This is a genomic window from Bradyrhizobium sp. CCBAU 53340 (genome assembly GCF_015291645.1).
Lineage (GTDB): Bacteria > Pseudomonadota > Alphaproteobacteria > Rhizobiales > Xanthobacteraceae > Bradyrhizobium.
Genome location: NZ_CP030055.1, coordinates 657,868 through 682,815 on the forward strand (window position 1 = coordinate 657,868; position 24,948 = coordinate 682,815).

Here is a 24,948-nt window from a genome sequence, read left to right on the forward strand (position 1 = left end):
CGTTTTTGGCCGTTGAACCCAAACTAGCCCAATTCCCACCCATATGGCGGATGACCCCCCGATAGTCCGGGCTCTGGCGCCATAAGGCGTCACGGTGAGTTGATTGGCCGGAGGGTGACAACTTCTTGGCTGCAACGCGGTTAAATCGCGAACACAGGAACTAGGCATGATCGGCGCGCTCGCCCGCAAGTTTTTCGGCTCCGCCAACGACCGGCGGGTGAAGGGATATCAGTCCCGCATCAACGCGATCAACGCACTGGAACCGGAGCTCGCCAAACTCTCCGACGAGGCGCTCAAGGCCCGCACCGCCGAGTTCAAGAAGCAGCTCGCCGAGGGCAAGACCCTGGACGACCTCCTGGTCCCGGCCTTCGCCACCGTGCGCGAGGCCGCCAAGCGCACGCTCGGCCAGCGCCATTTCGACGTCCAGCTGATCGGCGGCATGGTGCTGCATGAGGGCGACATCGCCGAGATGAAGACCGGCGAAGGCAAGACGCTGGTCGCAACGCTTGCGGTCTATCTCAACGCGCTCGCCGGCAAGGGCGTCCACGTCGTCACCGTCAACGATTACCTCGCCCGCCGCGACTCCGGCTGGATGGGTCAGATCTACGGCTTCCTCGGCATGACCACGGGCGTGATCGTCCATGGCCTCGACGATGCCGAGCGCAAGGCCGCCTATGCCTGCGACATCACCTACGGCACCAACAACGAATACGGCTTCGACTATCTGCGCGACAACATGAAGTACCGGCTCGAGGACATGGTCCAGCGGCCGCACTTCTTCGCCATCGTCGACGAAGTCGACTCCATCCTGATCGACGAAGCGCGCACGCCGCTGATCATCTCGGGCCCGCTCGACGACCGCTCGGACTTCTACAACACCATCGACTCTTTCCTACCCAAGCTCGACAAGACCGATTACGAGGTCGACGAGAAGCAGCGCACCGTGACGCTGACCGAAGGCGGCATGGAGAAGATCGAGACGCTCTTGCGCGACGCCGGCCAGCTCAAGGGCGAATCGCTCTACGACGTCGAGAACGTCTCCGTCGTGCACCACATCAACCAGGCGCTGCGCGCTCACACGCTGTTCACCCGCGACAAGGACTACATCGTCCGCGACGACGAGGTCGTCATCATCGACGAGTTCACGGGACGCATGATGCCGGGCCGGCGCTATTCGGAAGGCCTGCACCAGGCGCTGGAAGCGAAAGAGCACGTCCAGGTTCAGCCCGAGAACCAGACGCTGGCCTCGATCACCTTCCAGAACTACTTCCGCATGTACGAGAAGCTCGCCGGCATGACCGGTACGGCCGCGACCGAAGCGGACGAGCTGTTCGACATCTACAAGCTCGAGGTCGTGGAGATCCCGACCAATCTGTCGATCGCGCGTCTGGACGAGGACGACGAGGTCTACCGGACCCAGAAGGAAAAATACCAGGCGATCCTCGCCGAGATCGAACGTGCCAACGCCCGGTTGCAGCCGGTGCTGGTCGGCACCGCGTCGATTGAGAAGTCGGAAGTACTCGCCGAGTTCTTGAAGCAGAACGGCTACAAGCAGATCGACTTCGGCAAGGAGAACGCGCTCGACAAGCTCTATGCTGCCGCGCGCGCCGGCAAGCCGGCAAAGCTGTTCGCGGTGCTGAACGCGCGCTTCCACGAGCAGGAAGCCTATATCGTCGCCGAGGCCGGCGTGCCCGGCGCGATCACGATCGCGACCAACATGGCCGGCCGCGGTACCGACATCAAGCTCGGCGGCTCGCTGGAGATGCGCATCCAACAGGAGGCCGCCGGCATCGAGGACGAGGCCGAGAAGGCCAAGAAGATCGAGCAGATCAAGGCCGACATCGCGCATTTCCGCGACATCGTGCTGAAGGCCGAGGAGACCATCGAGGTCGAGCCGGCCAAGGGCTCAAAGCCCGCCAAGACCGTGAACAAGCCGGGTGGCCTCTACATCATCGGCTCGGAGCGGCACGAATCCCGCCGCATCGACAACCAGCTCCGCGGCCGTTCCGGCCGTCAGGGCGATCCCGGCCGCTCGAAGTTCTTCCTGTCGCTGGAAGACGATCTGATGCGCATCTTCGGCTCGGACCGTCTCGACAGCATGCTGCAGCGTCTCGGCCTGCAAGAGGGCGAGGCGATCATCCATCCCTGGATCAACAAGGCGCTCGAGAAGGCGCAGCAGAAGGTCGAAGCCCGCAACTTCGACATCCGCAAGAATTTGCTCAAGTTCGACAACGTCCAGAACGACCAGCGCAAGGTGATCTTCGACCAGCGCGTCGACCTGATGAAAGACGAGAGCGTCGCCGAGACCGTCACCGACATGCGCCACGCCTTCATCGACGATCTCGTCGCCAAGCACGTCCCCGAGCATGCCTATGCCGAGCAATGGGACGTCGCCGGCCTGAAGGACGAATTGAAGCGCGTGCTCGACCTCGACCTGCCGGTCGACGGCTGGGCCAAGGAAGAGGGCATCGCCGACGAGGAGCTGCTCAAGCGCATCGAGACCCGCGCCGACGAGCACATGGCGGCCAAGGTCGCGCAATGGGGCCCCGACGTGATGCGTTACGTCGAGAAGACCATCCTGTTGCAGACGCTCGACCATCTCTGGCGCGAGCATCTGATCATGCTCGACCATCTGCGCCAGGTCATCGGCCTGCGCGGCTATGGCCAGCGCGATCCGCTGCAGGAGTACAAGACTGAGGCCTTCAACCTCTTCCAGGAGATGAGCGCTCATCTGCGCGAGGCCGTCACGGCGCAGCTGATGCGCGTCGAGATCGTCCCGCCGGAGCAGGAAGCCCCGGTGCTGCCGCAGATGGAAGCGCACAAGCTCAACCCGGATACCGGCGAAGACGAAATGGCCATCGCCAGCGTCTCGCTGGCCCCGCAGGCCACCGACGCCGCGCTGCGCGACCCGAAGAATCCCGCCAGCTGGGGCAAGGTCGGCCGCAACGAGGATTGCCCCTGCGGAAGCGGCAAGAAGTTCAAGCACTGCCACGGGCGGTACGCTTAAGGCTTGGATGAGTTTTTGAGGCGCGACGTTGGCGCCTCATTCTCCCCTGTCGTCCCGGCGAACGCCGGGACCCATACCGCGTGGTCTATCGATGGCGCGCAGTCGTCGTATCGCGTGAGACACCGCAACTACTAATCTTCGAAACAATCACACCCTGTGGTTATGGGTCCCGGCGTTCGCCGGGACGACAGTCTTTGTTGAGCTGCATCGCGAGCCTTGCGATACGCGTCAATTCGAGCTGTCGATCAAGCTCTCCAGCAGCCGCTTCAGTTCGCTTGTCGACTTGTCGCCGTAGCTCTCCAGGATGTGCTCTTCCTGGTCCACCGCGAGCGAGTTGAGCTTCTTGCACAACACCTTGCCGCGGTCGGAGATGAACATCAGAACCTTGCGGCGGTCGTTGGGGTCCTGCACGCGATAGACCAGCGTGTCGGAGACCATGCGGTCGATCATCTTGGTCAGCGTCGGATGGTTGAGCAGCACGGCTTCCGCAAGCTCGCCCATCGAATGGCCGTCGCCGTCCGACAGCACTTTCAGGATGCGCCATTGCTCGACGGGAACTCCTTCCTTGCTCAGCCGCAGTTCCAGCTGCCGGTTGATCTCGCGGTTGGCTTGCGCGAGCAGGTAAGCGAGGTGTTCGGTGATGGGAGCGTTCGATTTTGCCACGGCTAAGACTTCGTCTTGACCCAAATGAGTGAATGTCTTGCAATCAATGCTGCATCTATATGCACTTCAATTGTTGAATATTCAATATTTTCAAATTAGGATGATTGCCCAACAAAAGGGCGGATGCCGCGGCCGCCTGCTCAATGTGCTTTCAGGTCTGGTGCCAGACAGGAGTTGGCGTGCACGCGACGGTAAACTTCCCGGCTCACGGCGGTCCGGCGTTGCCGCCGTCCCTGCTGTTCAGGAATCTGTCGTCATCGGCGGCTGACGGTACGTTGTTGCCGAGCGATCACGCGCTCTTCAAGCGGCGTGGCCCGAACAAGCTGCGCATCGGGGGCTTCATCTGCTGCTCCGGCTCGCCCGGGATCTGGGGGCCCTGCGCCACCAATAGCGCGCAGCTCGCGGTCGCCGAGATCAACAAGCGTGGCGGCATTCTCGGCCGCGAAATCGAGCTATCGATCTACGATGCCGGCGGGCCGCTCGACGAGGTGCTGAACCGTGCCGAGCAGGCGATCGCCTTCGACGAGGTCGATCTGATCCTGGGCCTGCACACCAGCGCGGTCCGCGTCGCCCTGCGGGACATCACCACGCGGCATTGCATCCCCTACATCTACACGCCGGTCTATGAAGGCGGCGAGCGCACGCCGGGCGTGATGGCGATCGGCGAGACGCCGCGCTGGCAGAGCCGGCCCTCAATCCACTGGCTCGCCGACGTCAAGAAGGCGCAGCGCTGGTACCTGATCGGCAGCGATTATGTCTGGCCCTGGCAGTCGCACCGGGCCGTGAAGCGCTACATCAAGGAAACCGGCGGCCATGTCGTCGGCGAGGAGTTCGTTCCCTTAGGCGAGGACAATCACGAGCCGCATCTGGCGCGCATCCGCGCCGCGCGGCCCGACGTGGTGCTGATCTCGCTGATCGGCACCGACAGCAGCACCTTCAATCGCGCCTTCGGCGAATGCGGCCTGGGAGCCACCACGCTGCGGCTTGCCGGCGCCATGGACGACACCGTGCTGCTCGGCATCGGCGCCGACAACAGCGAGAACATGTTCTGCGCCTCCGGCTATTTCACCGGCACCGGCACGCGCGCCAATGACGACTTCCAGAGCCGCTATCGCGCGATGTTCGGACCGAATGCGCCGCCGATCGGCTCGGTCGGGCAGTCCAGCTACGAGGGCCTGCGCTTTCTCGAAGCAGTCGCCAACAAGGCCGGCACATTGGCGATCGGGCCGATGCTCAAAGCCGGCCGCAACATCGTCTACAGCGGCGCGCGCGGATCGGTCACCGTTCGCGATGGGCGCGCGCGAATGTCGATGCATCTCGCCGAGGCCGACGGTCTCGACTTCAAGCTGATCAAGCCGATCTGACCCCGCGCGGCAATCCGCCGGGGAGGCTTTTGCAAAATAATACTTGAAAAGGAAAATATTTCCGTTTTGAATGTTTCGGCGAGCTCGCCGGTGCGGTGCGTCGCGCCGGGGCGGCCACGCCCACGTTCGTTTCAAGAAACTTCAGGAGAGCGCCGTGACAGTTGTCCTTCCCACGCCAGCCCAGCTTCGCAGCGTCGCCGAGCAATGCGGCCTTTCGCTGACCGATGACGACGTCGCCTCGTTCCGCGGCCTGATGCAGGGTTCGATCGAGGCCTACAATCTCGTCGCCGCCATGCCCGACGAGGTGCCCGAGGTGAAATACCCGCGCACGCCGGGCTACCGGCCCTCAGCCGAAGAGAACCCCCGCAACGCCTGGTATCGCAAGTCGACGGTGAAGGGCGCCGCCAGCGGCAAGCTCAAGGGCAAGACGGTTGCGCTCAAGGACAACATCATGCTGGCCGGCGTGCCCATGACCAACGGCTCATCGACGCTGGAAGGCTATGTGCCCGATTTCGACGCCACCATCGTCACGCGCATGCTGGATGCCGGCGCCGAGATCAAGGGCAAGGTGCATTGCGAGCATTTCTGCCTGTCCGGTGGCAGCCACACCGGCTCCTACGGGCCGGTGCACAATCCGCACAAGATGGGCTACTCGGCCGGTGGTTCGTCGTCGGGCTCGGGCGTCGTGGTCGCGCTCGGCGAGGTCGACATGGCGATCGGCGGAGATCAGGGCGGCTCGATCCGCATGCCGTCCTCGTTCTGCGGCATCTATGGCATGAAGCCGACCTGGGGCCTCGTGCCCTACACTGGCATCATGCCGATCGAGATCTATGTCGATCATACCGGCCCGATGACCGCGACCGTCGCCGACAACGCGCTGCTGCTCGAAGTGCTCGCCGGCGATGACGGCTACGATCCCCGCATCAAGGCGCCGAAGGTCGAGGAATACACCAAGGCGCTCGGCCAGGGCGTCAAGGGCATGAAGATCGGCATCCTCAAGGAAGGCTTCGAGCAGCCGGGCGCGGAGGCCGCGGTGAATGAAAGCGTGCGCGAAGCGACGAAACGCTTCAAGGATCTCGGCGCCAGCGTCGAGACGGTGTCGATCCCGATGCATCTCCTCGGCGGCGCGATCTGGACCCCCATCGGCACCGAAGGTCTGACCCAGACCATGATGTTTGGCGACGGCTACGGGCTCAGCCGTGGCGATCTCTATTCGACCTCGCTGATGGATTTCCATCGCGGCTGGCGCCGGCAGGCCGACTCGCTGTCCGAGACCACGAAGCTGTTCATGATGCTCGGCACCTACATCAACAACAATTTCGGCCCACGTTTCTATGGCAAGGCGCTCAACATTTCGCGACGGCTCACCGCGGCCTACGACAAGGCCTTTGCGGATTATGACCTGCTGCTGATGCCGACCACGCCGATGAAGGCAACCAAGCTGCCGGAGCCCAATGCCAGCCGCGAAGACTACGTCGCCCGCGCGCTTGAGATGATCTCCAACACCGCGCCGTTCGACATCACCCATCATCCCGCGATGTCGCTGCCCTGCGGCATGGTCGACGGCCTGCCGGTCGGCCTGATGCTGGTCGGCCGCATGTTCGCGGAATCCACCATCTACCGTGCCGCGCACGCCTTCGAGCAGATCGGCGACTGGAAGAAGATGTGAGGGGCGCGCTGGTGCAGGCGGGTTGCAGAGCGAAGTGGATGCCGGTTCGCGTCAAGAAAACGCGTCAAAATAAGAACCAAACGTATGGCTAACGCATTCGTCGCGGCGTTCGAAATCCTGAGCTTTGGCGCGATCATCGTCCTAATCGTGCTGGGGCTCGGGATCATTGCCAGCATGATGGGCATCTTCAACTTCGCGCAGGGCGAGTTCGTCCTGCTCGGGGCCTACATCACCTATCTCGCTTACGCCAAGGGCCTGCCGATCTGGGCCGGCATGGTCGCCGCGCCCTTCCTGGTCGGCGCCCTCGGCTTCGTGCTGGAGGCGCTGATCATCCGCCGCTTCTATGCCGCGCCTGTTGTCGCCATGCTCGGCACCTACGCGCTCGGCCTGATCATCCGCGAATCCGTGCGCGGGCTGATCGGCGGCTTCTATCTCACCGTGCCCGAGCCGATCGGCGGTTCGATCGATATCGGCACCATGCACATCTCGGCGTGGCGCTTCACCATCATTGTCATCACGCTCCTGGTGATGGCGGGCTGCTATCTCTTGCTGTCGCGCACCAGCTTCGGCCTGCGCATGCGCGCCACGCTGGAGAATCCGTCGCTGGCGCGGGCGTCAGGCATTTCCACGCCTCTGATGTACGGCGCCACCTTTGCCTTCGGGTCGGCGTTGGCCGGCCTTGCCGGCGCGCTGATCGTGCCGGTGTTCAGCCTCTATGCCGATCTCGGCATCCGCTTCCTGATCCAGGGCTTTGTCGCCGTGATGGTCGGCGGTGTCGGCTCCTTCATCGGCCCGGTCGCCGGTGCCGGCGTCATCGGCACGCTCAGCGCCGCGCTGCCGTGGATCATGGCGCCGGTGGTTGCCGATGTCCTCGTCTTCGTCCTCGCCATTGCCTTCATCAAATTCCGCCCGCAGGGCCTCGTCGCTGGAAAAGGGGTTTAGTCATATGTTCGATCGTCAGCTCTCTCGCCGCCGCTTTCTGTCCAATTTCGCCTTCGCCTCCGGCGCGGTCGCGACCGGAGTCGGCAGCTGGGTGATCCCGGCACCCTGGGCCAACGCGGCGGAAGCCCCGATCAAGGTCGGTATCGCGACCGATCTCACCGGCCCGATCGCCTATGCCGGCAACGCCGACGCAAACGTTGCCAAAATGGTCATCAAGGAGATCAACAATGCCGGCGGCCTGCTAGGCCGGCCGCTGGAGCTCTATATCGAGGACACCGCCTCGAACGAATCCGTCGCGGTCGGCAACGTGCGCAAGCTGATCCAGCGTGACAAGGTCGACATGGTGCTGGGAGGCATCACCTCGTCGATGCGCAACGCGATCAAGGACCCGATCGTGGCACGCGGCAAGACGCTCTATATCTATCCGCAGCTCTACGAAGGCAAGGAGTGCACGCCCTATCTGTTCTGCACCGGCCCGACGCCCGCGCAGCAATGCGACGAGTTCATTCCCTGGCTGATCAAGAACGGCGGCAAGAAATTCGCGCTGCCGAGCGCCAACTATGTCTGGCCGCACACGCTCAACGTCTACGCCCGCAAGGTGATCGAATCCAACGGCGGTGAGGTCGTGTTCGAGGAATACTATCCGCTCGATCAGATCGACTTCTCCTCGACCGTCAACCGCATCATCTCCAACAAGGTCGACGTCGTCTTCAATACGGTCATCCCGCCCGGCGTCGGCCCGTTCTTCAAGCAGCTCTATGAAGCCGGTTTCCTCAAGAACGGCGGTCGTCTGGCCTGCGTCTACTACGACGAGAACACGCTCAACATCAATCAGGCGAACGAGATCGAGGGCCTTGCGAGCTGCCTCGATTACTTCAAGGTCCTGACCAAGGAGAACCCGTTCGACGCAAAAATCCAGGCGGCCTACGAGAAGGATTTCCCGGGCAACTTCCTGTTCGCCGCCGGCAGTGCCGCGACCGGCACCTATCGCGGCCTCAAGCTGTGGGAAGCCGCCGTGAAGGAAGCCGGCAAGATCGATCGCGAATCGGTCGCCGCCGCGCTCGACCATGCCAAGATCGCCGAAGGTCCCGGTGGACCTGCCGAGATGGTGCCGGGCAAGCGGCACTGCAAGATGAAGATGTACACGGCCGTGGCCAAGGGCGGGAATTACGAGATTGTCGGACGCAGCGACGGTCTCGTCGATCCCAAGGAATGCTAAGATCGCATGTCGAAGTCGATGAGCGCAGTGAAACAGGCGATCTCCGCCGAACTCGACGGGGACACGGACGTCGGAATGACGGAACGCGTAGCGGCGACACAGGCTGTCGCGGGACGTAAAGTCCTGCCGATCGTGGAGGGCGTGGTGCTCGTCGCCGCGCTCATCGCGCCGCTGGTGCTGCAGGACTACCTGACGGTGTTCGCGACGCGCGTGATCATCCTCGCGCTGTTCGCGCTGTCATTTGATCTGGTCTGGGGCTACGCCGGCATCATGAGTTTCGGTCAGGCCCTGTTCTTCGGTTCGGCCGGCTACGGCGTGGCGCTGCTCGCGCGCGACCTCGATATCACCAACATCTTCCTGGTGCTGCCGGCGGGCACGCTGATCGGTCTCGCCGTTTCGCTTCTGCTCGGCGGCTTTCTGCTGCTGGGCCGCCATCCCTCCAGCGTGATCTTTGTCTCGCTCGGCACCTTGACCGGCTCCTATGCCGCCGATCGCCTGGCGCGCGGCTGGTATTATCTCGGCGGCCAGAACGGCATTCCCTCGATCGCGCCGATGACATCGGGCGGTTACGAGTTCTCGGAAGGGCCGGCGTTCTATTATCTCGTGCTTTGCATCCTCGTCGTCGTCTATCTGCTCTGCCGCTTCCTGGTGCGCTCGCAGTTCGGGCTCGCGCTCGCAGGCTTGCGCGAGAACGAGCAGCGCATTGCCTTCTTCGGCTACAAGGCGCAGCATTTGAAAGCGATCATCTTCGCGATCGGCGGTGCCATCGCCGGACTTGCCGGCAGCCTCTATGCCTTCCACGAAGGTTTTGTCTGGCCCAACATGGTCGGCGTCGTCGTCTCGACGCAGGTCGTGCTCTATGTGCTGTTCGGCGGCTCCGGCACGCTGATCGGCGCCGTCATCGGCACGGTGATCGTCGAGGGCGTCAGCTTCTGGCTGTCGGACAACTACCGCGATATCTGGCCGATCATTCTGGGGCTGTTGCTGCTGCTGGTGATCCTGTTCCGGCCGCTCGGCCTGATCAGCTTTGTCCTCGGCGAGCGCGAGCGGGTCGGCAGCTTCGGTGCCAAATCCAGGGAGAAGCGCAATGCCGCTCCTTGAAGCCGCGGACATTTCGAAGATCTTCGGCAAGCTCACTGCGCTCGACGGCGCCGCGCTCACCGTCGGCGAGAACGAGTTTCACGGCCTGATCGGCCCAAACGGCTCCGGCAAGAGCACGCTGATGAAGTGTATCGCCGGCGCGGAAGTTCCGACGCAGGGCAAGGTGAGCTTCGTCAACACCGACATCACCGCGTTCACGCCGACTGAGCGGGCGCGGGCCGGCATGAGCCTGAAGTTCCAGATCACCTCAGTGCTGCCCTCGCTGACGCTCTACGATAACATCCTGCTCGCGCTGCAGGCGCAGTCCTCGCTGCTCGATCTCGTGTTCTCGCGCACGAGGAGCGCGCTGCATGATCAGGTCATGACCATGCTGACGCAATTTCGTCTTGCGAACCGCGCCTTCGATGCGGCCGCCGCGCTGTCGCACGGCCAGCAGCAATGGTTGGAGATCGCGATGGCACTGGCGGGCAAACCAAAACTATTGCTGCTCGACGAGCCGACAGGCGGCATGAGTCTTGAGGAGCGCCGCGTCACCGGCGAGTTGCTCCAGCCGATCAAACAACATTGCTCGCTCGTCATCGTCGAGCACGACCTCGATTTCATCCGCGACATCTGCGATCGTCTGACCGTGCTGGACCAGGGCAAGGTGCTGGCGTCGGGCACGGTATCCGAGATCCAGGCCAACACATCCGTTCAGGAGATCTATCTGCGCCGTGCCTGAATTTTTGGACATCAAGCATCTCGACGCCGGCTATGGCCGCAGCCAGGTCCTGTTCGACGTCAACCTCGGCATCCCCTGGCGTGGCGGCGTCGCCGTGCTCGGGCGTAACGGCGCCGGCAAGACCACGCTGATGAAGACCATCGTCGGCGAGCTGCCGGCGTGGAAGGGCGAGCTCGGCTTCGACGGCCGCGACATCAGCCGTCGCCGGCCGGAGGAGCGCGTCCGCGCCGGCATCGGCTATGTGCCGCAGGAGCACTCGGTGTTCGCGCGCCTGTCGGTGCGCGACAATCTCGCGGTCGGCTCGCTCTTCAACAAGGATGCCACCGCGGTCGATCGCGTGCTGACGATCTTCCCGAAGCTCGGTCAGCGCCTCGACCAGCCCGCCGGCACGCTCTCCGGCGGCGAGCGCAAGATGCTCGCCATCGGCCGCGCCATGCTGGGCGATCCCAAGCTGCTGCTGCTGGACGAGCCGACCGAGGGCGTCTGGATCGGTGTGATCGAGGAGATCACCGAGCGCTTGATCGAGCTGGCGAAGACGATCGCCGTCATCATCGTCGAGCAGCATCTCGATCTCGCGCTCCGCGTCGCCGACTACGCCTACGTGCTCGACCGAGGCCGCGTCGCCCTGCAAGGCGAGGCGGGCGAGGTGAGGGGCAATCCCGAACTGATGCGATATCTGGCGCCGTAGGGATCGGGGCAGCTGCTAGCTTTCAGATTCCTCGTAACGCCCCCGCTGCTAGTCCCGTCATCCTGAGGCGCGAGTGACGCGATGCGGAGCATCGCGCCGGGAGCCTCGAAGGATGCACGGTCGAGCTGGCAGCCGGGCCGTCGCCCTTCGAGGCGCGCCGAAGAGGCGAGCACCTCAGGGTGACGGGGAGAGATTGTCGATCGAGGAGAGTCCTAGGCCCGCCTACTTCACCGCCGAGAACCGGTTGTCGAACGAGCTCGACGAGACCACCGGTGCAGCACCCGCCATTTGCGTATCCTTGCTCCCGGCGTCGGCCTGCGCGTTGCCCGACACCGACGGCTTGAGCGGCGCGCGCGTCTGTGTCTCGGGCTGCTTCGGCTCGGCGGGTTTGGCCGATGCGACGGACTTGGTCTTGGACGCATCATAGCCGGGCACGAACCGCGTCACAGCCGCCTTCAGTCGGGAAGCCGCGGTGGGCGGCGTCGTGGGCGCGGTGGTTGGGGCGACAGATGCGGTTGCTTGCGGCGGCGGCGTGGTCGCGGTCGTGTCCGCCGTGCCAAGGCCCATCTTGCGGCCGAGATTGGAGAAGAAGCCGCCGGACTTTTCGGAGGCTTGCGCCGAAGCGACGCGGGTGTTGGCCGCGGGTGCGGCAACGACAGGCTCTTCCTTCGGCGCGGCGGCGACCGCTTCGAGATTCGGCTTCGGCGGGTTGACGGTGCCGGGGATGGTGCCCGGCGCCTTCGACATCGCCAGCATCTGCAGCGTGGTGCCTTCGGCGCTCTCCGACAGGCCGGTCGAGCCTTCCGGAATCTTCGCGGCGAAGATCTTGTTCATGCCGCCGTCGATGCCGGTGTTCATGCGCGCGACCGGCGTGCCCTTGGCGACGAGCTTGGCGTACTCGGCCTCGTCGCGCTGCTCCTTCTCGCGCACGGCGCTGGCGATGTCCTCGGGGACGATATAGGCGGGGCATTTCGCCGAGGCGTCGAACACGGGATCGCGCTTGGCGTCGGGCGCCTTCGCCGCGTCGAACACGTACTTCTTCTCGCAGAAATCGACCTTCGGCTCCTGCCGCGTCACCTCGAAATGATCATAGCCTTCCTTGATCATCTTCCAGAAGGCCATGTTCGGATTGTTGCGGTGCTTGGCCATGTTCACCGGCGTCATCCGGAAAGGATAGGCCTGGAACTGGAACGCCTTTTGACCGCCGAAGAAGGACTCGCGGCCGAGCGAATAGATCTCCGCGATCTGCTCGTCCGTCATCGCGTAGCAGCCGCGCGAGGAGCAATCGCCGTGCACCATCAGCTGCGAGCCGGTGCGGCCCAGAGCGCGGTCGAACGCGTTGGGGAAGCCGGTGTTGAACGAGAGGTAATAGGCCGACTGCGGATTCATCTGGCTCGGATTGATCGAGTAGAATCCTTCCGGCGCCTGGCGGTCGCCTTCGCGCACCTTCGGACCGAGGTCGCCCGACCAGCGGCAGATCGGATAGGTCTTGAGCAGCGCGAATTGGCCGCTGCGGGTCTGCTTCCAGATTTCGAGCTCGGCTTCCTGCTTGAACAGGCGGATCAGGATCGGCGAATTCAGATCCATGTCCTTTTCGCCCATCGCGGCGACGAGTTTCGGCGGGACCGGCTGGTTGGCCTTGGCATTGGTCGCCAGCGACACCTGATCGGTATCGCAGCCGGCGAGCACAATGCTGGCGGCAAGCGCAACCGAAGCCAAGAGCGCGCGAGCAAGCGAACGAGAATTCAAGATGGACCCCACAACGTGCCGGGCGGAAGCGCGAACCCCGATTTGTGGAGCTTGGCCTGACCGGACAGCCGGACTTTTTCAGACCAAGCCCCAGCGCTTATGCCCTGAAGCCATTGATTAAAATTCTAACCTCCGCCCTTTGAGGTCGCAACCCGACCGGGGATCACGAGCCCGTTGGCGCGGCAGCGTGGTCAACAGAGACTTAAACTGGGCCGGAACTTGGACTTTGCAGCGGAACCAGTACTGAGATCGCCGATTTGGGCAAAAAAAGGGTTAACGCGGGGTTACTACCCTCTCTCTTCACCTCCCCCGCTTGCGGGGGAGGTCGGGAGGGGCTCGCGCCGCATTGGGAGTGTCGCGAGAGGAGACACCCTCTCCCCGACCCTCCCCCGCAGGCGGGGGAGGGAGCACACCGCCGATGCGGACCCGGAATCGGGGCGAATCAGCCCAGCTTCCGGCCGATATCGAGGAATTTCTGCCGGCGCTGCTTGCGGATGGCGTCGCCGTCCATGCCGCGGAGCTCGTCAAAGGCCTTGGCGATGGCGTCCCCGGTGGTGGCGATCATGGCGGCGGGGTCGCGATGGGCGCCGCCGACCGGCTCCTTCAGGATGGCGTCGATCACCCCGAAGCGCAGCATGTCCTGGGCGGTGATCTTCATGTTGTTGGCGGCTTCCTGCGCCTTGGAGCCGTCGCGCCACAGGATGGAGGAGGCGGCTTCCGGCGAGATGACGCTGTAGATTGCGTGCTCCAGCATCAAGACCTTGTTGGCGGTGGTGATGGCGATGGCGCCGCCCGACATGCCCTCGCCGGTGATGATGGCAACGTTCGGCACCGTCAGTGCCATGCAGGCATCGGTCGAGCGCGCGATGGCTTCAGCCTGGCCGCGCTCCTCGGCGCCGATGCCGGGATAGGCGCCGGCGGAATCGGCGAGCGACAGCACCGGCAGGCCGAACCGCTCGGCCATCTCCATCAGCCGCACGCATTTGCGGTAGCCCTCGGGGCGCGCCATGCCGAAATTGTGCTTGATGCGGCTCTCGGTGGAATCGCCCTTTTCCTGGCCCATCACGCAGATGGCCTCGCCGCGGAAGCGGCCGAAGCCCGCGACCAGCGCCTCGTCCTCGCCGAACTTGCGGTCGCCGGCGAGCGGGGTGAATTCGGTGATCAGGCCCTTGATGAAGTCGTTGAAATGCGGCCGTTGCGGGTGCCGCGCGACCAACGTCTTCTGCCACGGCGTCAGGTTCAGATAGAGGTCGGCCAGCGCTTGCGCCGCCTTGTCCTCGATCCGGCCGATCTCCTCGGCGATGTCGGTGCCGGAGGCAGCCAGCGTCCTGAGCTCGTCGACCTTGGAGTCGAGCTCGGCGACGGGCTTTTCGAAGTCGAGATAGCTGCGCATCTGGTCTGGCATCGTTTCAATATAGGGGGACGGGACGACGAGGCGAAGCGGGGTTGGCTTCAGTCAAAGAAGTGTAGCTTCTTCAAGAGGTTGACCTGTGCGCTCCCGGGAGCGCGGCAAATCACTGACAAGGCCCCGGCTCTTTCTGCGGAGATGTGGCGGAAGTCAAGGCGGTTTCGCCCGCCGCCACACGGCGGTGGTTACTTCTCCGCCAGCGGGTGCAGGTCGCGCACCAGGCTCTTCAGCCGCTCCTCGACCACATGGGTGTAGATCTGCGTGGTCGAGATGTCGGTATGGCCGAGCAGGGTCTGCACGATGCGCAAATCGGCGCCGTTGTGCAGAAGGTGGCTGGCAAAGGCGTGCCGCAGCACGTGCGGAGAGACCAGGCGCGCCTGCAGCCCCGAGGCGACCGCGAGCTCCTTGAGGTCGCGGGCAAAATGCTGCCGCGTCAGATGCCCGCTCTCGCCGAACGACGGAAACAGCCATTTGGAGGCGGCGAGGCTGCCCTTCTTCTCGCCTTTCGCGGCTTCCGTCGCGGCGAGATAATCCGCCATCGCTTGGCGCGAGGCCTCGTTCAGCGGCACCAGGCGCTCCTTGTCGCCCTTGCCGCGCACCACGATCATGCGGGCGTCGCGCTTGGCCGCCGAGCGCGGCAGCGACATCAGCTCGGAGACGCGCAGGCCCGTGGCGTAGAGCACCTCGAGCAGGCAATAGAGCCGCAAGGCCCGCAGCCGCTGCGATGGCGAGGCATCCGCCGCCTCGCTCATCTCCTTGGCGCGGCGGAGCATGCGATCGACATCCGAGATCGACAGCACCTTTGGCAGGCCGCGGCCGCGCTTCGGACCGGAGAGGATCGCCGCGGGATCTTCGGTTCGAATGCGCTCGTTGAGCAGAAAGCGGAACAGGTGCCGCATCGCCGACAGCCGCCGCGCGACGCTGGAGGATTTGAAGCCGCGCGCATCGAGATCGGCGAGATAGTCGCGCAGGACTTGTGTCTCGGCGTCCGTAAAGCTGTGGCCGCCGCGGCCGAGAAACTCGGAGAAATCGGTGAGGTCGCGCCTGTAAGCATCGAGCGTGTTGGCGCCGGCGCCCTGTTCCGCCGCGAGCATGTCGAGGAACAGGCCGGTGAGCTTGGCGTCTGAGGGCTTGCTGGCGGGGGATTTGCGCATGCCCGTCAGGCTAGCTCCTATTTCTTGAGAAATTTATCCGGCGGGATCGTCACCGTCATTTCTCGCGGCTTCGGATTGACGAAATTGGCCAGCGCGAACACCACGCCATAGACGATGCCGGCGATCACGGCGACGACCGTCAGGAAGCGGAACAGGCTGGGCATCGGGCAAGGTCTCGGCGAGGGTCTTGAACAGGCAAATTAACCAATGAAATCATCCAACATGTTCGCCGGGTCATAGCAAGAGTCCTCTGGCGAGGGCCCCGAGGGGGTCGTATAGGTGGCCGGGATGCCGCCTTTGGCGGCAGATTGAGCGAGATCCAATGCCCGACGCCGCGCTGCCTGCACAACCGAACCCCGAGGCCGACATCCTGTCGGCGCTGGGGACGCGTTCGATCGTGCTCGTCGGCATGATGGGCGTCGGCAAATCGACCATCGGCCGCCGCATGGCTCTCAGGCTCAAGCTGCCCTTTGTCGATGCCGACACCGAGATCGAGGCCGCGGCCGGCATGACCATACCGGAGATTTTCGAGCGCCACGGCGAGCCGCATTTCCGCGATGGCGAGGCGCGGGTGATCGCGCGCCTGCTGGACGGTGGGCCGGTGGTGCTGGCGACCGGCGGCGGTGCCTATATGCGCGAGGATACCCGCGCCCGCATCGCGGCCAAGGCGATCTCGATCTGGCTCAGGGCGGATCACGACGTCATCATGCGCCGGGTGCGACGCCGCGCCGACCGGCCACTGCTCAAGACCGCCGATCCCGAAGGAACCGTGACGCGCCTGCTCACCGAGCGCGAGCCGATCTACAGCCATGCCGATCTCACCATCGCCTCGCGCGATGTGCCGCACGACAAGATCGTCGAGGAGTGCATCGAGACGCTGCATGCCTATCTCTGCGGTCAACAGACCGCCCAACCACCTGCCGACGTCGCGAGTGCCGTACGATGACCGCGCCTCTGAAACATTCCGATCCTGTCAATGTCGAGGTCGCGCTGGAGAATCGCGCCTACGACATCGTCATCGGCCGCGGCGTGCTGGCCTCGCTCGGCGAGCGGGTCGCGGCGTTGCGCCCCGGCGTGCGCACGGCCATCGTCACCGACCGCACCGTCGCCAAATACTGGCTCGAGCCGACGGAAGCCTCGCTTGCCGCCACCGGCATTCCGACCTCGCGCGTCGTCGTTGAGGAAGGCGAGATTTCGAAAACCTATGCCGGCCTTGAAAAGGTCAGCGAAGCCCTGATCGCCGCCAAGATCGAGCGCAACGATCTCGTCATCGCGCTCGGCGGCGGCGTCGTCGGCGATCTCGCCGGCTTTGCTGCCGCGATCCTGCGCCGCGGCGTCGATTTCGTGCAGGTGCCGACCTCGCTGCTGGCGCAGGTCGATTCATCCGTCGGCGGCAAGACCGGCATCAACTCGCCGCAGGGCAAGAACCTGCTCGGCGCTTTCCACCAGCCGGTGCTCGTCATCGCCGACACCGCCGTGCTCGATACGCTGTCGCCGCGGCAATTCCGCGCCGGCTATGCCGAGGTCGCCAAATATGGCGTGCTCGGCGACGAGGCCTTCTTCACCTGGCTGGAGAAGAACCACGCCGATATCTTCAAGGGCGGCGCCGCTCGCGAGCATGCGATCGCGACCTCCTGCCGCGCCAAGGCCGGCGTGGTCTCGCGCGACGAGCGCGAGACCGGCGAGCGCGCGCTGCTCAATCTCGGCCACACCTTCGGCCACGCGCTGGAAGCCGCGACCGGTTTCTCCGACCGCCTGTTCCACGGTGAGGGCGTCGCCATCGGCATGACGCTCGCGGCGCAATTTTCCGCAAAGCTCGGCATGATCGGCGAGGCCGATGCGGCCCGCGTCGAGCATCACCTCATCGAAGCCGGACTTCCGACGCGCCTGCAGGACATCGCCGGTTTCGCCCAGGAGGGCCTTGCGGATGCCGACGCGCTGATGGCGCTGATGGCGCAGGACAAGAAGGTTAAGCGCGGCAAGCTCACCTTCATTCTGCTGGAAGCCGTGGGGCGCGCAGTCATCGCCAAGGACGTCGAGCCGACGCCGGTGCGCGACTTCCTGAAGGACAAGCTCGCCTGCAAGGCGTGATACGTTGTTGAGTGCTGCATGGACTGGCTCGGCTTCACCATCGTCATCATCTGCCTGCTGGTCTCGGGCTTCTTCGCCGCGAGCGAGACCGCGCTGACCGGCGCCTCGCGCGCCAGCATGCTCAGGCTCTCCAAGCAGGGTAATCGCGACGCCGACGTGGTCTCGCAGCTGCTCGACATGCGCGAGCGCCTGATCGGCGCGCTGCTGCTCGGCAACAACATCGCCAATATCACCGCCTCGGCGCTCGCAACCTCCATCTTCACCGGCTGGTTCGGCGATGTCGGCGTGCTCTATGCCACCGGCGTCATGACGGCGCTGGTCGTGATCTTCGCCGAGGTGCTGCCCAAGACCATCGCCATCAACGCGCCGGACCGTATGGCGCTTGCGGTCGCGCGCCCGATGCGGCTGACCATGTATGTGCTGGGGCCGCTGCTGCGGGTGGTGGAAGTCATCGTGCGTCTGTTGATGCGCGGCTTCGGCCTCGCCGGCGAGCACCAGGCGATCCTGTCGCCGACCGAACGCCTGCGCGGTGCGGTCGACCTGTTGCACCACGAGGGCAAGGTCGAGAAGCAGGACCGCGACATGCTCGGTGGCCTCTTGGATTTGCGCGAGCTCCAGGTCTCCGACGTCATGATCCATCGCACCGAGATGATGATGATCAACGCCGACATGCCGCCGGACGATCTGGTGCGCGAGGTGCTGGCGACCGAATACACCCGCATTCCGCTTTGGCGCGAGAAGCCGGAAAACATCATCGGCGTGCTCCACGCCAAGGACCTCCTCCGCGCGATCCGCGCCTCCGACGGCGACACCTCGCGCATCGACGTCTCCACCATCGCGTTGCCGCCCTGGTTCGTGCCGGAGATGCGGCCGCTAGCCGAGCAGCTCAAGGCGTTCCGCCGCCGCAAGACCCATTTCGCGCTCGTGGTCGACGAGTATGGCGAAGTTGAAGGTCTCGTGACGCTGGAAGACATTCTGGAGGAGATCGTCGGCGACATCTCCGACGAGCACGATGTCGTGGTTGCGGGCGTGCGCGCCCAGCCTGACGGCTCGGTCGTGGTCGACGGCTCCGTGCCGATCCGCGACCTCAACCGCGCCATGGACTGGCGCCTGCCTGATGAAGAGGCAACCACGGTCGCCGGCCTCGTCATTCACGAGGCGCGCTCGATCCCCGACCGCGGCCAGAGCTTTACGTTCCACGGCTTCCGCTTTCGCGTCCTCCGCCGCGAACGCAACCGCATCACCGCACTCCGTATTTCTCCGGTCACGCGCGAGGCGGAGCTGGAAGAGGCGAAGCCGAGAAGGGCCGGGAAATCGTTTTGATTTTCTCTTTACCCTCCCCTGGAGGGGGAGGGTAAGCGAAGGTCACCCTTCCCCCGGCGCCAGCGCGTGGATCGCCAGCGCGTGCACGCCGCCGGAAAGTTCCGCGGCCAGCGCCGCATTTATCATGCGGTGACGGTCGACCCGGCTCTTCCCTTTGAAGGCCTGAGACACGATATAAACACGGAAGTGCGTCTCGCCGCTTGGCCGATGGCCGGCGTGACCCTCATGCAAATGTGACTCGTCGACGACTTGCAGGCTTTCCGGTGTGAAAGCTTCCCGCAACTTGTTGCTGATAGTGTCTTTCATAACCATGAGTGCCATTAAGGGACGCGATCGCACCCCGTCAACTGCATAGGCCGCCCCTTGGGGCGGCCGTTCTAAGAACGCCGAAGTAAAACTTCGGCTACCGGTGGTCAGCTAATTGCAATGTCAAGACTTGAAGGTTTTTGCATTGCGTAGTCAAAGTCAGCCATGCCGATCGATTCATCAAAGTTCTTCGACTCCATCCGCGTCAAGCCGCGCGGCAAGCAGCCGGAAGCGAAGCCGCGCGAGACCGTGGTCGCTTGCGAATGGACCGGCTGCCAGAACAAGGGCAGCCACCGCGCGCCGAAGGGGCGCGAGAATTCGCGCGAGTACTGGCACTTCTGCCTCGACCATGTGCGCGAGTACAACCAGAACTACAATTTCTTCTCCGGCATGAATGCCGAAGCCGTCGCGCGCTATCAGAAGGATGCGCTGACCGGCCATCGCCCGACCTGGAAGATGGGCGCCAATGGCGGCAAGAAGGGTGCGGAAGCCGAGATCGACATGGCGTCCGATCCGTTCAGCATGTTCTCGGAGATCAACGGCCGCGCCAGCTGGCGGAAAGGCCCCGAGGCCGAGCCCAAGGCGGAAACGCGCAAGGTCATGAATGCCGAGCGCAAGGCGCTCCAGGTGATGGGCCTCGGCCCGAACTCGACGCTCGCCGACGTCAAGAGCAAGTACAAGGCGCTGGTCAAGCAGCATCACCCCGACGCCAACGGCGGCGACCGCTCCACCGAGGATCGCCTGATCGAGATCATCAAGGCGTATAATTATCTGAAGACCGTGGTGCGGGAGGCCTGAGGGCTTCTTGCCTCAGTTGTAGCCAAACTCCCGGTGTCGTCCCGGACAAGCGCAGCCTTGGCAACGCGTAGCGTTGTCCAGGGCGGAGCGCAGATCCGGGACCCATACGCCGCAGCAACAGTTTGGCGAAGACAGGCAATGACCAGCTCGCGAAAAAACTGCTGCTGCGGCGTATGGGTCCCGGCCCCCCCGCGCGCAATTGCGCGTTAGGCCGGGACGACAGCAGAGTTTTGGATCCGCTGTCGTGTCTCATCCGGGCGACTTCCTCACCCCTTCGGCATCGCCCCCACATAGGACGAGCTCGGCCGGATCAGTCGTCCCGTCCGCTGCTGCTCGCGTGCATGCGCGGTCCACCCGGCGCTGCGGGCTACCGCGAAGATCGGCGTGAAAGCCTGCCTTGGAATCGCCAGCGCATCGAGCAGGATCGCGGTGAAGAACTCGACATTGGTCTCCAGCGGCCGTTCCGGATTCTTCTTGCGAAGCGCTGCGCGGATATAGGCCTCGACCTCGCCGGCAAAGGGCAGATCGGTGCCGTTGGAGGCGAGTGCCTCGACCGCGGTCTTGAGCACGTCGGCGCGCGGATCGCGCACGCGATAGACGCGGTGACCGAAGCCCATCATCCGCTCACCGCGGGCGAGCGCCGCATCGACCCAGGGCTGGATGCGCTCGCGCGAGCCGATCGCATCCAGCATTTCCAGCACCGGCTCCGGCGCGCCGCCATGCAGCGGGCCCGTGAGCGCACAATAGCCGGCGGTGACGGCCGCGAACAGGTCGGCCTGCGTCGAGGCCACCACGCGCGCGGTGAAAGTCGAGGCGTTCATGCCGTGATCGCTGGCGGTGACGAGATAGGCGTCGAGTGCGGTGACCTCGCGTGCCGCGGGCGAGCGTCCGTGCAGCATGCGAAGTGTATCGGCCGCGTGGCTCATGGTCGGATCAGGCGCGACCGGGTCGAACCCTTTTGTGCGACGGACCAGTGCGCCCGCGATCACTGGAAACGCGCCGACGATGGTCGCCTCGTGCTCCAGCCCGTGCTCGGCGCGTAAGCCTGCCACGGCCGCGCGAAAACCGTCGACGATGCCCATGCCTTGCGTCGCTGCCAGCAGCTGGGGCAGTCGCGCAAAGGCGCGTTCGCGCGCCGCGCCCAGGCTCGCCCGGACATTGGCTTCGCTGAGCGTGGTCTGGCTGGCGCCGTTCCAGAGCCGGGCGGTGACGCCCTCGAAGCTCGACGTGGCGGCCAGTCGGCCGACATGCTCGCCGGCGATGATCAATTCGCCGCGCTCGCCGTCGACATGGCTCAGCACCGTCTCGGCCGCGGGAACGCCGTCCAGCCCGATCTGACTTTTGGTGAGGTGGATGTTCATGGTCCAAATCTCCCTTTGCACTGCACCAGAGGAAATTCGGACGTCTCGACAGATTGATCAATCTTGATTACATAAATCAATATGAAAAATTCTGATGGCCTCTACCTCTCCGCCCGGGAAGCCGCAGCCGAGCTCGCGATCTCACCGGCCACGCTCTACGCCTATGTCAGCCGCGGCCTGATCCGCTCCGAGCCAACGCCGGACTCGCGCAAGAACCGTTATCGCGCCGAGGACGTCCGTGCCCTGAAGGAGCGCCGCGTGCCGTCGCCGGAGCCGCGCGGCTTGCGCAGCTTCGACGCCGATCTGCCCGTCATGGACACCGAGATCTCGACCATCACCGAGGAGGGGGCGATCTATCGCGGCGTCAACTGCGTCGATCTCGCCGAGAACGACACGCTGGAGCACGCCGCGACGCTGCTGTGGGACGTCGCCGACGTCGACCCCTTCGCTCCGGACAACCAGCCAAAAGTCTCCGACGAGATGCGCGCGATTGCGCAAGCTGCGCGGCGCGCGGCGCCGATCGACCGGGCCATCGCCGTGCTTGCGCTGGCAACCAGCGCCGATTCCCGCGCCTTCACCCGCGCCCCCGATGGCCGCGCGCTGGTCGGCGCGCGCATCGTCCGGCTCCTCGTCGCCACGATGCTGAATTCCGAGCCGTCGGCCGAGCCGCTGCATCATCAGATCGCGCGCGCCTGGGCGCCCGATAACAAGCACGCCCCCGATCTGATCCGGCGCCTGCTGGTGTTGCTGGCCGACCATGAACTGAACGCCTCGACCTTCACCGCGCGTTGCGCGGCCTCGACCGGACTCAGTCTTTACGACGCCGTCATCGCCGGACTTGCCGCGCTGAAAGGGCCGAAGCACGGCGGCGCCGGCGTGCTGGCCTCGCAGCTCGTCAAGACGCTGATCGACCGCGACGTCGAGCCGATGGTGCGCGAGCGCGTTGCGCTGGGCGAACGTTTCCCCGGCTTCGGCCATGGCGTCTACAAGCGCGGCGATCCCCGCGCGCAATCGCTGTTGAACGCCCTGGCCCGCGCCGGCGCGCCGCGCAAATTCACCAAAGAGGTGCCGGAGCGGATCGCGGAGGCGACCGGCGAGTTCGTCAACATCGACTATGTCCTCGCCGTGCTCGTCCACGCGTTGCGCCTGCCTGCAGGCAGCGAGCTCGCGCTGTTCGCCATGGCCCGCAGCGTCGGCTGGATCGCGCATGCCAGCGAGCAACTGCAGTTCGGCAAGCTGATCCGGCCGCGGGCAAGATATGTGGGACCGGCGCCGGGGCGGAGGGCGGGAGCGGGCGGCTAGCACAAATGTTTCCGCCGTCGTCGTGGCTTTCGCCAGGACGACGGTTACGCCCGCGGCTTCGCCTCCGCCACCACGCCGTTCTGCCGCCGGCGATAGAGCCAGATGCCGAAGCCGCCGATGATCGCTACCGCCGTCACGGTCAAAATCCACATGTGCTTGTAGGGATGCCCATGGTGCGGCAGCCCGGCATATTGATGTAGGGCCGATACCGCCAGCACGCCCGGCAGCACATGGGCCGGCGCCCAGACCAGGATGGCCGGAATGTTGACCGCGTAGAATTTCGCTGGGGCCATGTCGAGCGCACCGGCGGTCACAGGCACGAAGGCGCGGATCGGCGGCACGAAGCGGGCGAAGAACACGGCCCAGGTGCCGAAGCGGTGGAAGAAGCTCTCGCTCTCCTCGACCACGCGCGGATAATTGGTCAGCGGCCAGGTGTTGAGGATCTTGCGCTGCTGCCGGTGCCCGAGCCAGAAGGCCGAGCCGTCGCCGAGCACGGCGCCGATGGCGGCCGCCAGCAGCACCCATTGCAGTTTCAGGTCCCCGCCGGGAACCAGCGCGCTCAGCGCCAGGATGATGGTCGAGCCGGGGATGACCGACCCCACCACCGGGACCGCCTCGAGCAGCGCCGCCAGGAACAGGGTCAGATAGGCCAGCCACGCATGGACTGAAACGAAGGATATCAGGGGGTCAAGGAAGGACGTCACGTGGTCTCTGTAGCGGGCTGGGGCATTCGGGTTCAGACCCTACATAAGTAAGGACAGCCGCCGAAAGTGCCATCCGCTTGGGCAGGTGGCTATCCGGGGCGAAATTTGGGCGAGATTTGCAGGGCAGCCTTCCCAAAATCGCGTTCCTTGCCTATCTAAATGAAAAGACAACGGAACTTTGATTGGGGCGCGGGCTTCTGCCGGCCGGTCGTCTCTGATAGGTTCGCAGCCGCACCCAGCCGCAGCCAACGTGCAAATAACTGGTCTCGGGACCGCCCGGGGCCTCGGAGGATTGATGACGACCGCCGCCATGTCCAAAGTTGAGGAAGTTTCCGGTTTGCCCGACATGAAGGTGTCGGTGCGCCAGGTGTTCGGGATCGACAGCGATCTCGAAGTGCCGGCCTATTCCGAAGTCGATCCTCACGTCCCTGAAGTCGATTCCGACTACCGTTTCGACCGCGCCACCACGCTCGCCATTCTCGCCGGCTTCGCCAAGAACCGCCGCGTCATGGTCACCGGCTATCACGGCACCGGCAAATCCACCCATATCGAACAGGTCGCCGCCCGCCTGAACTGGCCCTGCGTGCGCGTCAACCTCGACAGCCACATCAGCCGTATCGACCTCGTCGGCAAGGACTCCATCGTGGTCCGCGACGGCAAGCAGGTCACCGAATTCCGTGACGGCATCCTGCCCTGGGCGTTGCAGCACAACGTCGCGCTGGTGTTCGACGAATACGATGCCGGCCGCCCCGACGTGATGTTCGTGATCCAGCGCGTGCTGGAAGTCTCCGGACGCCTGACGCTGCTCGACCAGAACAAGGTCATCAAGCCGCACCCGGCATTCCGCCTGTTTGCGACCGCCAATACGGTCGGTCTCGGCGACACTTCGGGCCTCTATCACGGCACCCAGCAGATCAACCAGGGCCAGATGGACCGCTGGTCGATCGTCACCACGCTGAACTATCTCAGCCACGACGAGGAAGTGGAGATCGTGCTGGCTAAGGCCAAGCACTATCGCACCCCCGAAGGCCGCGACATCGTCAACAAGATGGTGCGCCTTGCCGATCTCACCCGCAACGCCTTCGCCAATGGCGATCTGTCGACGGTGATGAGCCCGCGCACGGTGATCACCTGGGCCGAAAACTCCGATATCTTCGGTGATATCGGCTTCGCCTTCCGCGTCACCTTCCTCAACAAGTGCGACGAGCTCGAGCGTCCCCTGGTCGCCGAGTTCTACCAGCGCTGCTTCAACGCGGAGCTGCCGGAATCGGCGGTCAACGTGGCGCTGAGCTGATATCTCTCGCGGCATGTCGTCACGGCCTTGTGCGCAATTGCGCACTGGAGCCGGGACCCATACCGCGAGGTCTCTCGATGAAGC

General features: G+C 64.6%; 22 protein-coding genes. 14 read left to right on the plus strand and 8 right to left on the minus strand.

What is annotated here, in order from left to right:
• The first annotated feature begins 166 nt into the window (after positions 1–166).
• On the plus strand, positions 167–3,007 hold the full coding sequence (secA, locus tag XH89_RS03045) for a preprotein translocase subunit SecA (RefSeq protein WP_194465668.1): 2,841 nt from the start codon (positions 167–169) through the stop codon (positions 3,005–3,007).
• Between the two features lie 228 nt (positions 3,008–3,235).
• On the opposite strand, the gene XH89_RS03050 is transcribed toward secA, so the two are convergent.
• Positions 3,236–3,670 (minus strand): MarR family winged helix-turn-helix transcriptional regulator, encoded by a 435-nt coding sequence (locus XH89_RS03050; protein ID WP_194465669.1) that lies wholly within the window; start codon positions 3,668–3,670, stop codon positions 3,236–3,238.
• 179 nt (positions 3,671–3,849) lie between these two features.
• On the opposite strand from XH89_RS03050, the gene XH89_RS03055 reads away from it, so the two are divergent.
• The 7 genes from XH89_RS03055 to XH89_RS03085 all read left to right on the plus strand — a co-directional run bounded on the left by XH89_RS03055 (position 3,850) and on the right by XH89_RS03085 (position 11,374).
• Complete coding sequence (locus XH89_RS03055; RefSeq protein WP_246767721.1) at positions 3,850–5,034, plus strand: substrate-binding domain-containing protein; 1,185 nt, start codon at positions 3,850–3,852, stop codon at positions 5,032–5,034.
• Between the two features lie 154 nt (positions 5,035–5,188).
• Positions 5,189–6,703 carry an amidase gene (locus XH89_RS03060; RefSeq protein ID WP_194465670.1) on the plus strand — a complete coding sequence of 505 codons (1,515 nt, stop codon included), beginning with the start codon at positions 5,189–5,191 and terminating at the stop codon, positions 6,701–6,703.
• Positions 6,704–6,787: 84 nt separating this feature from the next.
• Positions 6,788–7,645 carry a branched-chain amino acid ABC transporter permease gene (locus tag XH89_RS03065; protein WP_194465671.1) on the plus strand — a complete coding sequence of 286 codons (858 nt, stop codon included), beginning with the start codon at positions 6,788–6,790 and terminating at the stop codon, positions 7,643–7,645.
• Between the two features lie 4 nt (positions 7,646–7,649).
• Positions 7,650–8,864 carry a substrate-binding protein gene (locus tag XH89_RS03070; protein ID WP_194465672.1) on the plus strand — a complete coding sequence of 405 codons (1,215 nt, stop codon included), beginning with the start codon at positions 7,650–7,652 and terminating at the stop codon, positions 8,862–8,864.
• Between the two features lie 6 nt (positions 8,865–8,870).
• Positions 8,871–9,965, plus strand: coding sequence for a branched-chain amino acid ABC transporter permease (locus XH89_RS03075; protein ID WP_194465673.1), 1,095 nt, complete (start codon positions 8,871–8,873; stop codon positions 9,963–9,965).
• On the plus strand, positions 9,952–10,686 hold the full coding sequence (locus XH89_RS03080; RefSeq protein ID WP_194465674.1) for an ABC transporter ATP-binding protein: 735 nt from the start codon (positions 9,952–9,954) through the stop codon (positions 10,684–10,686). Before XH89_RS03075 ends, XH89_RS03080 begins: the two co-directional genes overlap by 14 nt.
• Positions 10,679–11,374, plus strand: coding sequence for an ABC transporter ATP-binding protein (locus XH89_RS03085; RefSeq protein ID WP_194465675.1), 696 nt, complete (start codon positions 10,679–10,681; stop codon positions 11,372–11,374). Before XH89_RS03080 ends, XH89_RS03085 begins: the two co-directional genes overlap by 8 nt.
• 222 nt (positions 11,375–11,596) lie before the next feature.
• Here XH89_RS03085 and XH89_RS03090 read toward each other — a convergent pair whose 3' ends face one another.
• From XH89_RS03090 to XH89_RS03105, 4 genes are all read right to left on the minus strand, one after another.
• Positions 11,597–13,123 (minus strand): murein L,D-transpeptidase family protein, encoded by a 1,527-nt coding sequence (locus XH89_RS03090; RefSeq protein ID WP_246767722.1) that lies wholly within the window; start codon positions 13,121–13,123, stop codon positions 11,597–11,599.
• A 442-nt stretch (positions 13,124–13,565) separates the two neighbouring features.
• Entirely contained in the window at positions 13,566–14,528 is a 963-nt protein-coding gene (locus tag XH89_RS03095; RefSeq protein ID WP_194465677.1) for an acetyl-CoA carboxylase carboxyltransferase subunit alpha, read from the minus strand.
• Positions 14,529–14,716: 188 nt separating this feature from the next.
• Positions 14,717–15,685, minus strand: a complete 969-nt coding sequence (xerD, locus tag XH89_RS03100) for a site-specific tyrosine recombinase XerD (protein WP_194465678.1) — start codon at positions 15,683–15,685, stop codon at positions 14,717–14,719.
• Positions 15,686–15,702: 17 nt separating this feature from the next.
• Positions 15,703–15,849 carry a hypothetical protein gene (locus tag XH89_RS03105; RefSeq protein WP_035669499.1) on the minus strand — a complete coding sequence of 49 codons (147 nt, stop codon included), beginning with the start codon at positions 15,847–15,849 and terminating at the stop codon, positions 15,703–15,705.
• A gap of 158 nt (positions 15,850–16,007) precedes the next feature.
• Between XH89_RS03105 and XH89_RS03110 the strand changes: the two genes are divergently transcribed.
• The 3 genes from XH89_RS03110 to XH89_RS03120 are packed head-to-tail and all read left to right on the plus strand — an operon-like array spanning position 16,008 to position 19,099.
• Positions 16,008–16,631, plus strand: a complete 624-nt coding sequence (locus XH89_RS03110; RefSeq protein WP_194465679.1) for a shikimate kinase — start codon at positions 16,008–16,010, stop codon at positions 16,629–16,631.
• Positions 16,628–17,776 carry a 3-dehydroquinate synthase gene (gene aroB / locus XH89_RS03115; protein ID WP_194465680.1) on the plus strand — a complete coding sequence of 383 codons (1,149 nt, stop codon included), beginning with the start codon at positions 16,628–16,630 and terminating at the stop codon, positions 17,774–17,776. Before XH89_RS03110 ends, aroB begins: the two co-directional genes overlap by 4 nt.
• Before the next feature lie 18 nt (positions 17,777–17,794).
• Positions 17,795–19,099 carry an HlyC/CorC family transporter gene (locus XH89_RS03120; protein WP_194465681.1) on the plus strand — a complete coding sequence of 435 codons (1,305 nt, stop codon included), beginning with the start codon at positions 17,795–17,797 and terminating at the stop codon, positions 19,097–19,099.
• Between the two features lie 42 nt (positions 19,100–19,141).
• On the opposite strand, the gene XH89_RS03125 is transcribed toward XH89_RS03120, so the two are convergent.
• Positions 19,142–19,411 carry a BolA family protein gene (locus XH89_RS03125; RefSeq protein WP_371825244.1) on the minus strand — a complete coding sequence of 90 codons (270 nt, stop codon included), beginning with the start codon at positions 19,409–19,411 and terminating at the stop codon, positions 19,142–19,144.
• Between the two features lie 159 nt (positions 19,412–19,570).
• Here XH89_RS03125 and XH89_RS03130 point away from each other — a divergent pair, with 159 nt between their 5' ends.
• Entirely contained in the window at positions 19,571–20,203 is a 633-nt protein-coding gene (locus XH89_RS03130) for a J domain-containing protein (RefSeq protein WP_194465683.1), read from the plus strand.
• Between the two features lie 266 nt (positions 20,204–20,469).
• On the opposite strand, the gene XH89_RS03135 is transcribed toward XH89_RS03130, so the two are convergent.
• Positions 20,470–21,564 (minus strand): citrate synthase/methylcitrate synthase, encoded by a 1,095-nt coding sequence (locus XH89_RS03135; protein ID WP_194465684.1) that lies wholly within the window; start codon positions 21,562–21,564, stop codon positions 20,470–20,472.
• An 81-nt stretch (positions 21,565–21,645) separates the two neighbouring features.
• On the opposite strand from XH89_RS03135, the gene XH89_RS03140 reads away from it, so the two are divergent.
• Entirely contained in the window at positions 21,646–22,866 is a 1,221-nt protein-coding gene (locus tag XH89_RS03140; RefSeq protein WP_194465685.1) for a citrate synthase family protein, read from the plus strand.
• Between the two features lie 44 nt (positions 22,867–22,910).
• On the opposite strand, the gene XH89_RS03145 is transcribed toward XH89_RS03140, so the two are convergent.
• Positions 22,911–23,570 (minus strand): DedA family protein, encoded by a 660-nt coding sequence (locus tag XH89_RS03145; protein WP_194465686.1) that lies wholly within the window; start codon positions 23,568–23,570, stop codon positions 22,911–22,913.
• A gap of 310 nt (positions 23,571–23,880) precedes the next feature.
• On the opposite strand from XH89_RS03145, the gene cobS reads away from it, so the two are divergent.
• On the plus strand, positions 23,881–24,864 hold the full coding sequence (gene cobS, locus XH89_RS03150) for a cobaltochelatase subunit CobS (protein WP_371825193.1): 984 nt from the start codon (positions 23,881–23,883) through the stop codon (positions 24,862–24,864).
• The last annotated feature ends 84 nt before the right edge of the window (positions 24,865–24,948 follow it).

What these genes read in the sequence shown, in the direction of transcription:
- secA (WP_194465668.1), top strand. Translation starts at nt 167, where the DNA reads ATGATCGGCGCGCTCGCCCGCAAGTTTTTCGGCTCCGCCAACGACCGG.
- XH89_RS03065 (WP_194465671.1), top strand. Translation starts at nt 6,788, where the DNA reads ATGGCTAACGCATTCGTCGCGGCGTTCGAAATCCTGAGCTTTGGCGCG.
- XH89_RS03070 (WP_194465672.1), top strand. Translation starts at nt 7,650, where the DNA reads ATGTTCGATCGTCAGCTCTCTCGCCGCCGCTTTCTGTCCAATTTCGCC.
- XH89_RS03075 (WP_194465673.1), top strand. Translation starts at nt 8,871, where the DNA reads ATGTCGAAGTCGATGAGCGCAGTGAAACAGGCGATCTCCGCCGAACTC.
- XH89_RS03080 (WP_194465674.1), top strand. Translation starts at nt 9,952, where the DNA reads ATGCCGCTCCTTGAAGCCGCGGACATTTCGAAGATCTTCGGCAAGCTC.
- XH89_RS03095 (WP_194465677.1), bottom strand. Translation starts at nt 14,528, where the DNA reads ATGCCAGACCAGATGCGCAGCTATCTCGACTTCGAAAAGCCCGTCGCC.
- xerD (WP_194465678.1), bottom strand. Translation starts at nt 15,685, where the DNA reads ATGCGCAAATCCCCCGCCAGCAAGCCCTCAGACGCCAAGCTCACCGGC.
- XH89_RS03105 (WP_035669499.1), bottom strand. Translation starts at nt 15,849, where the DNA reads ATGCCCAGCCTGTTCCGCTTCCTGACGGTCGTCGCCGTGATCGCCGGC.
- XH89_RS03110 (WP_194465679.1), top strand. Translation starts at nt 16,008, where the DNA reads ATGCCCGACGCCGCGCTGCCTGCACAACCGAACCCCGAGGCCGACATC.
- aroB (WP_194465680.1), top strand. Translation starts at nt 16,628, where the DNA reads ATGACCGCGCCTCTGAAACATTCCGATCCTGTCAATGTCGAGGTCGCG.
- XH89_RS03120 (WP_194465681.1), top strand. Translation starts at nt 17,795, where the DNA reads ATGGACTGGCTCGGCTTCACCATCGTCATCATCTGCCTGCTGGTCTCG.
- XH89_RS03125 (WP_371825244.1), bottom strand. Translation starts at nt 19,411, where the DNA reads ATGGTTATGAAAGACACTATCAGCAACAAGTTGCGGGAAGCTTTCACA.
- XH89_RS03130 (WP_194465683.1), top strand. Translation starts at nt 19,571, where the DNA reads ATGCCGATCGATTCATCAAAGTTCTTCGACTCCATCCGCGTCAAGCCG.
- XH89_RS03135 (WP_194465684.1), bottom strand. Translation starts at nt 21,564, where the DNA reads ATGAACATCCACCTCACCAAAAGTCAGATCGGGCTGGACGGCGTTCCC.
- XH89_RS03140 (WP_194465685.1), top strand. Translation starts at nt 21,646, where the DNA reads ATGAAAAATTCTGATGGCCTCTACCTCTCCGCCCGGGAAGCCGCAGCC.
- cobS (WP_371825193.1), top strand. Translation starts at nt 23,881, where the DNA reads ATGTCCAAAGTTGAGGAAGTTTCCGGTTTGCCCGACATGAAGGTGTCG.